Origin of the sequence: Helicobacter brantae, from assembly GCF_003364205.1 — a bacterium.
Lineage (GTDB): Bacteria > Campylobacterota > Campylobacteria > Campylobacterales > Helicobacteraceae > Helicobacter_G > Helicobacter_G brantae.
Genome location: NZ_NXLV01000004.1, coordinates 86,061 through 98,959, shown reverse-complemented (window position 1 = coordinate 98,959; position 12,899 = coordinate 86,061). Strand labels below are relative to the sequence as shown.

At 37.6% G+C, this 12,899-nt stretch carries 16 protein-coding genes and 1 tRNA gene; 3 read left to right on the top strand and 14 right to left on the bottom strand.

Annotated features, from left to right (window positions below):
* The first annotated feature begins 15 nt into the window (after nt 1-15).
* The 3 genes from CQA58_RS03450 to CQA58_RS03440 all read left to right on the top strand — a co-directional run bounded on the left by CQA58_RS03450 (nt 16) and on the right by CQA58_RS03440 (nt 1,918).
* A complete protein-coding gene (locus CQA58_RS03450) occupies nt 16-1,158 on the top strand; it encodes an FtsW/RodA/SpoVE family cell cycle protein (protein ID WP_211305706.1) in 1,143 nt (380 codons plus the stop codon).
* Nucleotides 1,120-1,196, top strand: a tRNA-Ile gene (locus tag CQA58_RS03445). Before CQA58_RS03450 ends, CQA58_RS03445 begins: the two co-directional genes overlap by 39 nt.
* A 245-nt stretch (nt 1,197-1,441) precedes the next feature.
* Complete coding sequence (locus CQA58_RS03440) at nt 1,442-1,918, top strand: hypothetical protein (protein ID WP_115569326.1); 477 nt, start codon at nt 1,442-1,444, stop codon at nt 1,916-1,918.
* Nucleotides 1,919-1,943: 25 nt separating this feature from the next.
* On the opposite strand, the gene CQA58_RS03435 is transcribed toward CQA58_RS03440, so the two are convergent.
* Genes CQA58_RS03435 through CQA58_RS03370 form a run of 14 tightly spaced genes read right to left on the bottom strand, consistent with a single transcriptional unit; the run spans nt 1,944 to nt 12,833 of the window.
* Entirely contained in the window at nt 1,944-2,501 is a 558-nt protein-coding gene (locus CQA58_RS03435) for an FKBP-type peptidyl-prolyl cis-trans isomerase (protein ID WP_115569325.1), read from the bottom strand.
* Nucleotides 2,488-3,474, bottom strand: a complete 987-nt coding sequence (locus CQA58_RS03430; protein WP_115569324.1) for a tetratricopeptide repeat protein — start codon at nt 3,472-3,474, stop codon at nt 2,488-2,490. The genes CQA58_RS03435 and CQA58_RS03430 overlap by 14 nt, the downstream gene beginning before the upstream one ends.
* Nucleotides 3,455-3,985, bottom strand: a complete 531-nt coding sequence (locus CQA58_RS03425) for an OmpA family protein (protein ID WP_115569323.1) — start codon at nt 3,983-3,985, stop codon at nt 3,455-3,457. Before CQA58_RS03425 ends, CQA58_RS03430 begins: the two co-directional genes overlap by 20 nt.
* Before the next feature lie 9 nt (nt 3,986-3,994).
* The gene (tolB, locus tag CQA58_RS03420) at nt 3,995-5,224 is read right to left on the bottom strand and encodes a Tol-Pal system protein TolB (protein ID WP_115569322.1); all 1,230 of its coding nucleotides are present in this window, start codon (nt 5,222-5,224) and stop codon (nt 3,995-3,997) included.
* Nucleotides 5,217-6,131, bottom strand: coding sequence for a TonB C-terminal domain-containing protein (locus tag CQA58_RS03415; protein ID WP_115569321.1), 915 nt, complete (start codon nt 6,129-6,131; stop codon nt 5,217-5,219). Before CQA58_RS03415 ends, tolB begins: the two co-directional genes overlap by 8 nt.
* Before the next feature lie 3 nt (nt 6,132-6,134).
* Nucleotides 6,135-6,524, bottom strand: coding sequence for a biopolymer transporter ExbD (locus CQA58_RS03410; protein ID WP_115569320.1), 390 nt, complete (start codon nt 6,522-6,524; stop codon nt 6,135-6,137).
* A 2-nt stretch (nt 6,525-6,526) separates the two neighbouring features.
* Entirely contained in the window at nt 6,527-7,111 is a 585-nt protein-coding gene (locus tag CQA58_RS03405) for a MotA/TolQ/ExbB proton channel family protein (protein WP_115569319.1), read from the bottom strand.
* Between the two features lie 3 nt (nt 7,112-7,114).
* Nucleotides 7,115-7,492, bottom strand: coding sequence for an ATP synthase F1 subunit epsilon (atpC, locus tag CQA58_RS03400; protein ID WP_115569318.1), 378 nt, complete (start codon nt 7,490-7,492; stop codon nt 7,115-7,117).
* 9 nt (nt 7,493-7,501) lie between these two features.
* Nucleotides 7,502-8,908 (bottom strand): F0F1 ATP synthase subunit beta, encoded by a 1,407-nt coding sequence (atpD, locus tag CQA58_RS03395; RefSeq protein WP_281270001.1) that lies wholly within the window; start codon nt 8,906-8,908, stop codon nt 7,502-7,504.
* A 14-nt stretch (nt 8,909-8,922) separates the two neighbouring features.
* On the bottom strand, nt 8,923-9,819 hold the full coding sequence (atpG, locus tag CQA58_RS03390) for an ATP synthase F1 subunit gamma (protein ID WP_115569317.1): 897 nt from the start codon (nt 9,817-9,819) through the stop codon (nt 8,923-8,925).
* 12 nt (nt 9,820-9,831) lie between these two features.
* Complete coding sequence (gene atpA / locus CQA58_RS03385; RefSeq protein ID WP_115569316.1) at nt 9,832-11,340, bottom strand: F0F1 ATP synthase subunit alpha; 1,509 nt, start codon at nt 11,338-11,340, stop codon at nt 9,832-9,834.
* A 1-nt stretch (nt 11,341) separates the two neighbouring features.
* Entirely contained in the window at nt 11,342-11,884 is a 543-nt protein-coding gene (locus CQA58_RS03380; protein WP_115569315.1) for a F0F1 ATP synthase subunit delta, read from the bottom strand.
* Complete coding sequence (locus CQA58_RS03375) at nt 11,884-12,396, bottom strand: F0F1 ATP synthase subunit B family protein (protein ID WP_115569314.1); 513 nt, start codon at nt 12,394-12,396, stop codon at nt 11,884-11,886. The genes CQA58_RS03380 and CQA58_RS03375 overlap by 1 nt, the downstream gene beginning before the upstream one ends.
* Nucleotides 12,396-12,833 carry a F0F1 ATP synthase subunit B family protein gene (locus tag CQA58_RS03370; RefSeq protein WP_115569313.1) on the bottom strand — a complete coding sequence of 146 codons (438 nt, stop codon included), beginning with the start codon at nt 12,831-12,833 and terminating at the stop codon, nt 12,396-12,398. Before CQA58_RS03370 ends, CQA58_RS03375 begins: the two co-directional genes overlap by 1 nt.
* Between the last annotated feature and the right edge of the window lie 66 nt (nt 12,834-12,899).

Below are 12,899 nucleotides of genomic sequence, written 5' to 3'. Positions count from 1 at the left end.
TTTAGGGATTTGATTTTGATTTTTGATCGTCGGATTTTAGCACATTTTGATTTTTTGATTCCCCTACTTATCACTCCAATTATATTGCTCTCATTATTTTTGATTTATGAGCTAGGAAGTGCTTTGATCTATAAACAACTCATCTATATAGGGGCTTCTTTTGGTGTGGCTTATGTCGTGTTTTTTATCCCCTTTCGCAAACTCTCCAAAGGGATTTATCTGTTTTATTGGCTTTGTATTGTCTTGCTTGTCTTGGTGGAGTTTTTGGGGACAAAAAAGCTAGGAGCTCAAAGATGGATTGAAATCCCCTTCACTCCATTCTCTATCCAGCCAAGCGAGATTCTCAAAATCGCTTTGATGCTAATGCTTGCTCTTGTTATCCGACAAAATCCTCCCCCAAGAGATGGCTATGATTGGCAAGAGTTTGGCAGAATCAGTTTGCTTATCCTTTTGCCTTTTTTTATCATCTTAAGACAGCCCGATCTTGGCACAGCTCTTACAGTGCTGTTTATGGGGTTTGGTATGCTTTTTCTCATCGGAGTAAATAAAAAGATTTGGATTACTCTTACTCTAGTCTTTGCTATCGCCTCGCCTCTTATCTATCAATATGGGATTAGAGACTATCAAAAGAAGCGAATCCACGACTTTCTTTCAGAAAAACCAAGCCATCAAGTCAATCAATCTATCATCGCCATAGGTGCAGGAGGACTAAGAGGCAAACAAAAAGATGAAGCCACACAATCCCAACTCAAATTTCTCCCCATCGCTACAAGTGATTTCATCTTTGCTTATTATATGGAGAGGTTTGGATTTATTGGTGGGGTTGCTCTTATTGGGATTTATATGTTTTTGATTTTTCATATCCTCTCTTACTGCCTACTTAATGCCAAAGATTATTTTCTCAAGGTTGTTTCTAGCTGTATTGCTATATTGCTCTTTGTATATATGAGTGTCAATATTGCTATGACGATAGGCTTTGCTCCTGTGGTGGGGTTGCCCTTGCCACTCTTTAGCTATGGAGGGACGAGCTTTATGACTTTTATACTTATGCTTGCAATCTTAGAAAATCTACTTGCATTTAGGTTTGATCTTAAGTATAATACGCCCTCTAGAAAAAATGGACTTTTAGCTCAGCTGGTCAGAGCACTCGGCTCATAACCGATTGGTCGCAGGTTCGAATCCTGCAAGGTCCACCAAGTTAGCCTTCTTCTTTTTATCTCTTTTGAAAATACAATATTATTTTAAGAGCAAAAGCATTCTTTAGACTCTGATAAAAAGATAAAAATATACCTTCAAAAATCTATCATAACCAAAAAAATTAGCTAAAAATTTATTTTTCCCACTTCAAAGCCAAATCCCACCTCAAAATAGGTATTCATATTTAAGAAAAGTTTTTATAATAGAATAATGTATAAGCTTCATTATTACAAAAGGAATAAAGATGAAAAAGATTATTCATATTCAAACAATTCATAATTCTGAATATGGACTTTTAACTTGCTATGGTCATATCTGCAAGGAAACAAGACACTATATTAGCACGATGAAAAAGGTTTCTGATTTTAAACATAATCATTCTGATTTGATTTTTCTCTCAAGTTTTTTTGGAACATATCCACAAAGTGAGTTTGCTCCTGAGATTAGGGATTGGAAATATTTTCTATGTATCAAACACTCAACACTTCAAATGCTTTTGGATAGCTACAATAGAGGAGATTTTAAAAGTATTGCTTCTTTTCCAATGCAACATAGAGAACTAGCTTTTGCACTTCCAGTAATTCTCAAAGCTTATGAACTCACTCGCTCAGGGAAGAAAAACATTTTCTGTATTGATTTTAATAAATTGCCTCAAAAGAATTATTATTTTGAGATTGAGAGAGAGGTTTTCAATATCCTCTCAGAAGAGTTTAGAAACTAAAGAGGGATTACCCCTCTTTGAGAGATTAGTGTCCGCAACCACAGCCTCCACCACCTCCCCCACAACATCCACCTTCTCCGTGATGATGACCTTCGCCATGATGTCCTCCACAGCAACCTCCACCATTTGCAACCATAAAGTCTTCTTCAGTTGCATCTCTGACATCTAGGACTTTAACATCAAAGATTAGGGTTTGCCCAGCAAGAGGATGATTGTAATCAATCATTACGCTCTCATCATTGAAGCTTTTGACTATAACTTGCACACTTCTTCCATCTTCTCCGTGTCCAAAAAGTGTCATTCCCTCTTTGAGTTCGATTCCCTCAAACTGCTCTCTTGGCACTTCTTGAAGATAATCTACTCGATACTCTCCATAAGCCTCTTCTGGAGCCACAACTACCTCTTTGCTCTCACCCACGCTCATTCCCTCTAATGCCTTCTCAAGTCCTACAATGATTTGAGAATTACCTGCCAAAAACTCTAGTGGCTCTCCATCAAGATTTTGATCGATTACCTCTTGAGTGTCTTTGTTTTTGACACTGTATTGGATTGACACCATTTTGCCATTTTCAATTTTTTGCATTTTTTACTCCTTTGATTTTGGATTGGATTGTTTTTGCTTCTTTAGCCTCTTTAGAGTTTGGATAAAGTGCTAAAAGAGATTCGATAAATTTCATTGCACTCTCCTCATCTTTTAAAGCTTGGAAGGATTTTATCGTATGTAACATCAATGTTGGCATATAGCTTGCCTTATCATTTGCCACAGCACTCTCTTTGTAGTAATAAATTGCTTCTTGGTATTGCTTTTGATTAAAGGCAATTTGTCCTAGAAAATAATTTACTTCAGCTTTTTTATATCCTTGCTCTAGCAACCAAACAAAACGCACTCTAGAGTCTTCAAATTGTTTATCTGCATACATTTTTTTTGCTTCTTTTAAAACTTCTGCTTTTTTGTTGGGATCCTTGAAGGCATTGCGTTCTTGAATCTTTTTTCTATCCTCATAGAGTTTTTCAATCTCAAGGCTAAGTTTTTGGATATTTTCTTGATCTTTAAGAATTACTTCTGCTTGTTTTTGAAGCTCTGCCCTCACACTTGCAAACTCTTTGAGAATCAAATCATTGAGATTACTACTCACTCCAGAGAGCTCCTTGATTTTCTCCCCCAACCCATCAAGGATTTTGACAAAGCCTTGTAGATTTTCTCCATAGCGTTTTTGTGTACTTTTCATTTGCTCTACTTGCTCACTCAACACTTCAAGCCTAGAGCGTGTTTCTTGTGCGAAAAGATTTTGAGATTCTAAATCACTGAGGAATTTTTGCATTTTTTGATTTTGTGCATCATAGAGACTTTGAAGTCCATACTGAACTTGCTCTAGGGATTCTAATCTTGATTGCACATCTAAAAGAAGTGAGGAGAGATTAAGACTTGTGTCTTTGAGATTTTTTATATCTTTTTTTGTCGCTCCACTTTGAGTCTCAAATGCTGAGGGCTCTGCATAGAGCAAAGAGGTGAGCAATAAAAGGGGGAAAAGAAAATTATTTATTTTCAATGACAAAATCCACCCTTCTATTTCTCTGTCTGCATTCTGCATCTAAGCTTGTACAGACAGGATTTGTCTCTCCAAAACTAATCGTGCTGATTAAATCTTTGTGAATCCCACGCACAATCAAAGCATCTTTGACTGCTAATGCTCTTTTTGTGCCAAGAGCAAAGTTGTATTCATCACTTCCATAAGCATCGGTATTCCCCTGCAAGACAATTTTGCTGTTGGGATATTCTTTGAGAACTTCAGCATTTTTATCAACAACTTCAAACATTCTTTTAGACAAAACAAAAGAATCAAAAGCAAAATAGATTGGAGCAAGGAGCTCTTGCGTCAAAGTGGGTTTTTGTGGCACATATTCCTCAATCACTTTGACTTCCTCTTGAGGGAGTTGGGTTTGTTGAGGAGTTTGTTGCTCTTCTTTGGGGATAGATTGTGAAGAACTACCCTCTGACATTTCAACTTTTTTCCCACCACAAGCTACAAATAACAAGCCTATCAATAGCATAACTAATACTCTCATTATCCTCTCCTACCAATCAAAAGATTGAATCTTCATTTTTGTAATTGGGAATAAATAGCTCTTATTATACCTTAACCTCACAATTCCTAACGCACTCTCATATTGAGTATTTTTCAAAAACATAATATTCTCCCCATCTTTTGAAAATCTTGGCATCTGATTTGCCCCATTGATCGTCAATCTGCGTATCTCTGTCGTGCCTAGAGCAATAAGATAGAGATTGAAAACACTTGTGCCAAATTCATTTTTTTCTTCACGACTAGAATAGACGACATATTCTCCATTTGAGCTTGCTGAGCTATTATTTCTTCCGTGAAACACTGCTTGCTCTACTCCACTTCCATCTTCATTCATCAAAAATACATTGGGATAGCCTAAACGATCAGAGATAAAAATGATTTTGTTTTTATCCTCAATAAAATTAGCTCCTACATCAATGCCTTGATAAGTAGTCAATCTTTTTGTATTTTTGGCTTCCAAGTCATACAGATAGACATCAGCTTGGGCTATTGGGGACATACTCACCAAAATTTTCTTAAAATCATTGCTCACATCTGAGACAATCGCCACACCTTGAGAGCTTAAAATCCTTTCAAATTTTTTGCTTCTTAAGTCGTATTTGAGAATCGTTGGGCGATCAAGATATTTGGTAAAAAAGATACTGCTCTGCTCTGCATTTGCCCATTTTGGAAAGATATTTAATCCATCATTGATAATGCTTTTTTGATAAGTGAGCGTATAATCTGCGATTACAATCTCACTTTTGGAAGGAGCAATAAGTTTAGAAAACACCACTTTGCGATTCATCCAAGCGATACTTGGGGCTTTGAGGTATTGGTTGATTGCATTGGCAATTCTGTGAGAGACAAAGGGATATTGGGCATTATCTTCAAGCAAAAAGATTTTTTCTAGCACTTTTTCTTTGGAGTTGATATCAAAAAGCTTGAGAGTGTATTGCTGATTTTTTGCATTGATTTGCACTAGAAGATCGACTTTTTGACTTTGATAAAACACAAAACTAGGATCATCATCACTTTTGTTTTGGCTTAAAACCTTGAAATTCCCACTCACTTCCAAATCTTTGGCTGTAAGAGAGGCGATTTTTTGATTGAGATTATTTCCTGAAATATTGACCATAATTGTGGGCATTTGCTGTTTGGATTTGATAATCTCTAGTTTGGCATCAGTGGCAAAAATCAAGCCAAAAGAGAATAAAAAAACGAAACATACTCTAAACATTCCCTTGCTCCTTTGTCTTAAATGTAACTTCTATACTTTTTTGATCCCCTTTGGGATAAGGGGGGAAACTCTCTTGACGCAAAGTTTCCAAAAGATTTTGCATATAGGTATTATAAGAAGAATTTTTTGATTTTTTAATAATACGATAAGAAAATTTGCCTTGATTTGTGATTGTTATATAGACAACAATTGAAACGGATTCATAAAAATGATTATCCCACTTAGCATATAAGATATTTTTGACTTTGGCAAACCACTCATCATATTTGCCATCAGAGAGATCTTGAGGGGGAGAGCTTTTGATTTCAAGCTCTTTTTCCCAAATCTGCTCTAAGGTGTTTTTGAGTTTTGAAGTTTCTTTGGCAAGCTCTTGGGAGTTGCTTTGAGAGTAAGCATAATTCTTGCTTTGAATACTATTGGCTGAAAATAGAGGGCGATCATCATAGACTTCATCTTCTTCTTTGATAGGAGGATTAGAGCTATCCACTTTTTCAAACAAACTCTTCACTCCACTTCCTGCAACAGGAGAGGAAAAAATCTCTTTGATTTGAGGAGTTTTTGCTTTTTGCTCTTTTGGAGGGAGGGGTTTTATCTCTTCTTGCTTAGGTGTTTTTACAACCTCTTGGATTTTGACTTCAGGTTTTTTGACTTCTTTTTGAGCCTCTTTGATTTGTGGCTCTTCTTTTGGTTTGTTTATAGGTTTCTCTATGGGTTTTTGTATGGATTTTTCTTTTTGCTTTGGGACTTCAGAGAGGATTTGATCAATTTGGATAAATTCTAATTGGGTTTTATCTTTGGCAGTATAAAGCTCTTTGGGTTTGGGAAGCAGTGCAAAAAACAGCCCTACAAACAACAGGGCTTCCAAGCAAAAAGCAACAATTCCACTCCAAAGAAAACGAGCATTCATCGACTATCCACTTGTTACAAGAGAGGCACGAGAGAAGCCGGATTCTTTGACAACTTTGAGGATATAAATCACATCATCATAAATCAAACGCTTATCTGCTGTGATATATACAGGTGTGTTTTTTTGTATGTTTTGTGTCAGCAAAGCAAATCCATCAGGAAAAGTGCTGAAAGTATATTCATTGCCTCTTACAACAATTTTTTTGGCTTGTGTAACTTGGATTTCAAGGACAGATTCTTCTTGAGCTTGAACCTTTTTAGAACCTTGAGGCAGGGCAATATCCTCACGATAAGAAACCGCAGGGATTGTTACCATCAAGATTGCCAAAAGCACAAGCATAATATCCACCAAAGGTGTGATATTTAGCTCAGGAGTTTCATCAAAATCGTGCATTACTAAAACCTAAGCTGATGAGATTGTTTGGACATCAAATAATCAATCTGCATTTGTAAAACCAAAGAAAGCTCATAGCACTTTCGTTTGAGGATTAGATGAAAGCTATATGCAGGAATTGCAGTCAAAATCCCTGCTGCAGTAGCAATAAGGGCTTTGGAAATCACAGGAGCAACTGTATCAAATGCTACCTTACCCTCTCCTCCACCAAGATATGAAAAAGCCTCCAAAATCTCAACCACCGTTCCAAACAACCCCACAAAAGGAGCAGTAGAAGCTACAATCCCTAGAAGTGTCAAGCCCTTTGAAGCATTTTGCAAAATCTTTTGTTTCCAAATATGCAAAACCTCTTTTCCTACACTCTCTCCTACAATCCCTTGAATGATTGTGATTGAAGAAGGAAGATTGCTCTCATCAGCTACAAGAGTTTGCAAAGATTTATTTTCTTTTTTTATCGCTGAAGCGATTGCAAAAAAACGATACAAAAAAGCCCAAAAAGTCAAAAATAGATAAAATGCCAACCAGCACAAAACAATGATACTGATTTTTGAGCTTGTATGGGCATATTGCACAAGAAATTCAAACATTACTTATCTCCGTGCAATATTATCAATCTTATACAACGCACTTGAAAGCATTGCCTCATCAGATGAAGCACTTTTGAGAAGTTTCTTGGCTCGCTCTAAGCTCTCAGAAATACTTCCCTTACCGATTGCAACAGCACCATTGGCCAAGATATCTACACTTTTGCCATCTACTTTTGCATATCCCCAATCAATCGCTACATACTCCTTGCTCTCATCGCTTCTGACAATCTCAATCACGCCACTTTTTAGCAAAGAAATCAAATCGCTATGAGCATATTGCACACCAAATTCACCTGCTTCGCCAGGAAGAGTGGCACTTTTGACTTCATCATCAAAAATCAACCCCTCAGGAGTCACGATACTCACTCTAATCTCTTCCATAATCTAATCCTAAGAATTCATTTTTTGGGCTTTTTCTAGCACCTCATTGATATTCCCAACCATATAGAATGCATTTTCAGGAATATCATCATACTTCCCTTCCAAGATTCCTTTAAATCCTTCAAGAGTTTCCTCAAGTGGGACATATTTTCCAGGACTTCCTGTAAAGACTTCAGCGACAAAGAAAGGTTGTGAGAGGAATTTTTCAATCTTTCTTGCTCTCTCAACAATTCTTTTATCCTCTTCACTCAATTCATCCATGCCTAGCAATGCGATAATATCTTGCAAATCTTTGTATTTTTGAAGCACTTGCTGAACGCCTGTGGCAATCGCATAATGCTCTTCTCCTACAATTTGAGGATCTAGCACTCTTGAAGTAGAATCAAGTGGATCTACGGCAGGATAGATTCCTTTCTCAGCAATCTTTCTGTTGAGAACCGTTTTGGCATCAAGATGAGAGAATACTGAAGCAGGAGCTGGGTCAGTAAGGTCATCAGCAGGAACATAAACAGCTTGAACTGAAGTGATAGAACCTTTCTTGGTAGAAGTGATTCGCTCTTGGAGTTTTCCCATCTCGCTTGCTAGTGTTGGCTGATATCCTACTGCTGAGGGGATTCTTCCAAGAAGTGCTGACATTTCTGCACCGGATTGAGCGTATCTGAAGATATTGTCAATAAACATCAATACATCAAGCCCTTTTTCATCTCTGAAATACTCTGCCATTGTAAGCCCTGTGAAAGCGATTCTGTTTCTTGCACCTGGTGGCTCATTCATCTGTCCATAGCATAGGGCAACTTTATCCAAAACGCCCCCTTCTTTCATCTCGTGATAGAGGTCATTCCCCTCTCTTGTTCGCTCTCCAACACCTGCAAAGACTGAATATCCACTATGCTTATAAGCCACATTGTGGATAAGCTCCATAATAACAACGGTTTTTCCAACTCCTGCACCACCAAAGAGTCCAACCTTTCCACCTTTGAGATATGGGGCAAGCAAATCTACAACCTTAATCCCTGTCTCAAACATTTCAGTTTTTGTGCTTTGCTCCTCAAAGCTAGGTGCTTCTCTGTGGATTGGCCATTTTTTTACATTATTGAGTTGCTCTCCACCATCAACGGCTTCACCCACAACATTGAAAATCCTTCCAAGCACTTCATCACCCACAGGCACTTCAATCATTGCTCCTCTTGCTACAACCTCTTGTCCCCTGACAAGCCCCTCTGTCATATCCATAGCAATCGTTCTAACGATATGATCTCCTAGCTCTGCTGCCACTTCTAGCACAAGAGATTTTTTCACTCCTTCTACTTCATAGCTGACATCAAGAGCTTCATTGATGAGAGGTAGATACTCATCAAACTTGACATCAACAACAGGTCCCATAACCTGAACAATTTTTCCGATTTTATTACTCACTTTTTCCTCCTTATTTACTTCATTGCTTCAACACCGGCATTGATTTCAACTAGCTCTGTTGTAATCGCCTCTTGTCTTGCTTTGTTGTATGAGATTGTCAAACTTTTTACCAAGTTTCCTGCATTGCTTGTCGCTGCTTCCATTGCTTGAACCCTTGCACTATGCTCTGCAACTAGAGAATCTAGCAAGGCATAGAAAAGGTTGTATTCTAAATATTTGGCTGAAAGCTCTTCTAGGATTTGCTCCTCGCTTCCCTCTGGATCTGCACTGATTGGAGAAAATTCTTTTTTCTCTATTTCGTGATGAAATCCAAAAGGCAAAATCTGCTTGATTTTGACTTCTTGAGAAATCATCGTCTTAAATCCATTATGCACAATCAAAACCTTATCAGTCTTTTCTTCAAGGAAGTCTTGCAAAGATCTTTGCAAAAACTCTGAAGATTTTTTGTAATCAGGAGTTGAGGAAAGCTCTAGAGCTTGATCTAGCACTTCAATTCCATTGAATTGAAAAAAGCTCACGCCCTTTTTCCCAATCCCTCTTAATCTGACTTTGATTCCCTTGCTTTGATATTCTTTTAGCAAAGCTGAAACTTCTTTGATCGTGGCTTGATTGAAAGCCCCACAAAGTCCTTTTTCTGCTGTGATAAAAATAATATCCACTACCTTAATCTCTCTCTCCCTAGATGCCTGAAAGATAGGGGTGTTTAGGTTTTCAAAACCAACATTTTCAACTTTTTGAACAATTTCTTCAAAAACCTGTGTTAGCTTTGAGGCAAAGACTCTAGCATCTCTTGCAACCTCCTCAGCTCTTTTGAGTTTTGAGGCAGACACAAGCTTCATCGCTTTTGTTGTCTTTTGCGTATTCTGAACACTCGCAATCTTTCTGCGAATCTCCTTTAGATTGCCTCCCATTTTCGCTCACCTTTAATTAGAAAAAGTCATTTTAAAATCTTCTAAAGCTTTCTTAAGCTCACTCTCAATGCTCTCATCAAGTGCTTTTTTCTCAGCAATTGATTTGAAAATATTGGGATACTTATCTTCAATAAATGGATACAAATCTGCTTCAAATTTTGTAATTTTTGAAACTGCAATATCATCTAAATATCCCTTAGCACCTGCATAAATGATCACAATCTGCTTCTCGATAGGAAGTGGTGAATATGGAGGTTGTTTAAGCACCTCAACCATTCTTTGCCCTCTCTCAAGTTGCTTTTTGCTTGTCTCATCAAGGTTTGAAGCAAACTGAGCAAAAGCTTGAAGCTCACGATATTGAGCCAAATCAAGTCGCAATGTTCCTGAAACCTGCTTTGTAGCTTTAATCTGTGCTGCTCCACCAACCCTTGAAACCGAAAGTCCCACATTGATTGCAGGGCGAATACCTGAATAAAACAAATCTGTTTCTAGGAAAATTTGTCCATCAGTAATTGAAATTACATTGGTAGGAATGTAGGCTGAAACATCTCCTGCTTGAGTTTCAATGATAGGCAATGCTGTCAAAGAACCTGCTCCTAGCTCATCACTCACTTTTGCTGCACGCTCTAGAAGTCTTGAGTGTAGATAGAATACATCTCCAGGGAATGCCTCTCTTCCTGGTGGGCGTCTAAGGATAAGCGACATCTCACGATAAGCCACAGCGTGCTTACTCAAATCATCATAAACGATAAGTGCGTGTTTGCCATTATCTCTAAAATACTCTCCCATTGTTACACCTGCATAAGGGGCAAGGAATTGCATTGCAGCAGAATCAGAAGCAGGGGCATTGACAACGATAGTGTATTCCATCGCTCCATGCTCTTCTAGTCTTCTTACTACTTGAGCAACTGTTGATTCTTTTTGTCCGATTGCAACATAGATACAGATAACATCTTGTCCTTTTTGATTGATAATCGCATCTACTGCAACGGTTGTTTTACCTGTTTGTCTATCTCCGATAATAAGCTCTCTTTGTCCTCTACCGATAGGCACAAGTGCATCGATTGCTTTAAGTCCTGTTTGCATTGGCTCATGAACGGATTTTCTATCCATAATCCCTGGTGCTTTCTCTTCAACAAATCGATATTCTTTTGCCTCAATTGCACCCTTTCCATCGATTGGCTCACCCAAAGGATTGAGGATACGCCCAATAATGCTCTCACCCACAGGAACTTTCATCAATTTATGCAATCTTTTGACACTCATTCCCTCTTGAATGTTTTTGCCACTTCCTAGGATTACAACACCTACAAAGTCCTCTTCCAAGCTTGAAGCCAAACCAATATCGCCACTCTCAAACTCAACCATTTCATAATACATTACATTTTTGAGTCCATAAACTTTGGCAACACCATCAGCGTAAGTGAGAACCTTACCTACTTCATCAACCTTAAGCTCAACATCAAATTGAGCGATTTTTTCCTTAATAATGGAACTAATTTCCTCAGCTTTAATTTTCAACTTATACTCCTTTCCTAAATGAATCTAAGATATAGTTTTGCAAATTAGAAACAAACATTTCTTTTGAAAAAGAAACCTCCAAATCCAATTCATCAATCACACATTTAATCCCATCTCTCTCCCACAGTCGCTCTTCAACACTAACTGCAAGATCGAGCTTTTGACAAAGAATTTTTGAAATCTTCTCTATCATCTCTGCACTCAATTTGCTATTGCAATACACAATCGCCTTATAGGTTTTGCTCTCTAAAGATTTGAAAGAAAGAACATCGCTTAAAATCTCAGGCAAAAGAGACAATCTCCCTGATTTTGCCAAAAGCAAGAGAGCTTTTTGAATCTTCTCATCTTTGAAAGCCAAAATTCCATTGAGAACTTCATATTTCTTGGAATAATCCACAAAAGGATTACAAACTAAATCCAAAAAATCCTTATTTGCAAACAAAACATCTATCATCTCAGCTTTTGCTACAAACTCTTGAGCTCCTTGAGCATCAAATGCTTGAATAAACGCTTGAGAATATCTTTGAGCTAAAGAACTTTTCATCACTTCAATCCTTTACACAAAACTTCGCCATAGTAGTCTTTGCAAGTCTTGGTATCAAGATGATTTTGAAACCCTTGCAAAACTGCATACACTTCTTCCTCAACTATCATTTTCTCCTCTTGAGCAATCTTTTGTTCATAAGAAAGATTGAGAGATTTGACTTCACGATCAAGTCGATCTTCAAACTTTTGTGCGATCATATAAGACTCTCTTTTGGCTAGTGCAATAATTTCTGAAGCTTTCTGCTTGGCTTCTTCAAGCTCAAACTTGGCTTTTTCTTTTTCTCTTTTGATTTTTTGTGCTTCCTCTTGTGCTCTCTCAAAAGCTTCAGAGATAGACTTAGTGCGTCCTGTAAAAATCTCTTTGATTTTTCCTGCACCAAAATACCAAAAAATCAATACAAAGATTAGAAAATTGATCAAACGCTCAATAAAGTCGCTTTGAGATAAAGTAACCTCAGAGCAAAATCCTACTGCAAGTGTTACCAAAATTCCACAAACAATCTTTTTCATCACTCACAACCTCCCAAAGCAAGAAATTTCTTTCTTACCTCTGCCTCAAATACCCCAGCATTTTTGCTAAGCTCTTCTTTGATTTGCTCCCTTCTTTGAGTGAGCTCTCTTTGAGCATTCATAAAGCGATTGCCAATCTCTGCTTTTGAGCGATTTAGCTTCTCTTCATAAACCCCTTGAGCCTCAAGTGTTGCTAGATCTTTAATCCTTTTGGCTTGATCTCTTGCCTCTCCTAGCACTTTTTCTGCTTCAAGTCTGAGCTGAGCGATCTCATCTCTTTGCTCTTGAATATCTTTGGCATCTTCTCCAAGCAAAGATTCTCTTCTATGAAGTAGTTCTAAAATAGGGCGATAAAGGCAAGTGTTAAGAATCAAAATAAGCAACATAAAGGTAACAAAAACCAATAACATCAAATGCAAATTCAATTCTAAACTCAATTTCTACTCCTATTCCTTTGAAATATAGATCTTACAATCATACCCCAAAAAGACTCTAAAAATATG

Bases quoted from the DNA above. Each gene is read 5' to 3' on its own strand.
- CQA58_RS03440 (WP_115569326.1), top strand. From the start codon at position 1,442: ATGAAAAAGATTATTCATATTCAAACAATTCATAATTCTGAATATGGA.
- CQA58_RS03435 (WP_115569325.1), bottom strand. From the start codon at position 2,501: ATGCAAAAAATTGAAAATGGCAAAATGGTGTCAATCCAATACAGTGTC.
- CQA58_RS03425 (WP_115569323.1), bottom strand. From the start codon at position 3,985: ATGAGAGTATTAGTTATGCTATTGATAGGCTTGTTATTTGTAGCTTGT.
- tolB (WP_115569322.1), bottom strand. From the start codon at position 5,224: ATGTTTAGAGTATGTTTCGTTTTTTTATTCTCTTTTGGCTTGATTTTT.
- CQA58_RS03415 (WP_115569321.1), bottom strand. From the start codon at position 6,131: ATGAATGCTCGTTTTCTTTGGAGTGGAATTGTTGCTTTTTGCTTGGAA.
- CQA58_RS03410 (WP_115569320.1), bottom strand. From the start codon at position 6,524: ATGCACGATTTTGATGAAACTCCTGAGCTAAATATCACACCTTTGGTG.
- CQA58_RS03405 (WP_115569319.1), bottom strand. From the start codon at position 7,111: ATGTTTGAATTTCTTGTGCAATATGCCCATACAAGCTCAAAAATCAGT.
- atpC (WP_115569318.1), bottom strand. From the start codon at position 7,492: ATGGAAGAGATTAGAGTGAGTATCGTGACTCCTGAGGGGTTGATTTTT.
- atpG (WP_115569317.1), bottom strand. From the start codon at position 9,819: ATGGGAGGCAATCTAAAGGAGATTCGCAGAAAGATTGCGAGTGTTCAG.
- CQA58_RS03380 (WP_115569315.1), bottom strand. From the start codon at position 11,884: ATGAAAAGTTCTTTAGCTCAAAGATATTCTCAAGCGTTTATTCAAGCA.
- CQA58_RS03375 (WP_115569314.1), bottom strand. From the start codon at position 12,396: ATGAAAAAGATTGTTTGTGGAATTTTGGTAACACTTGCAGTAGGATTT.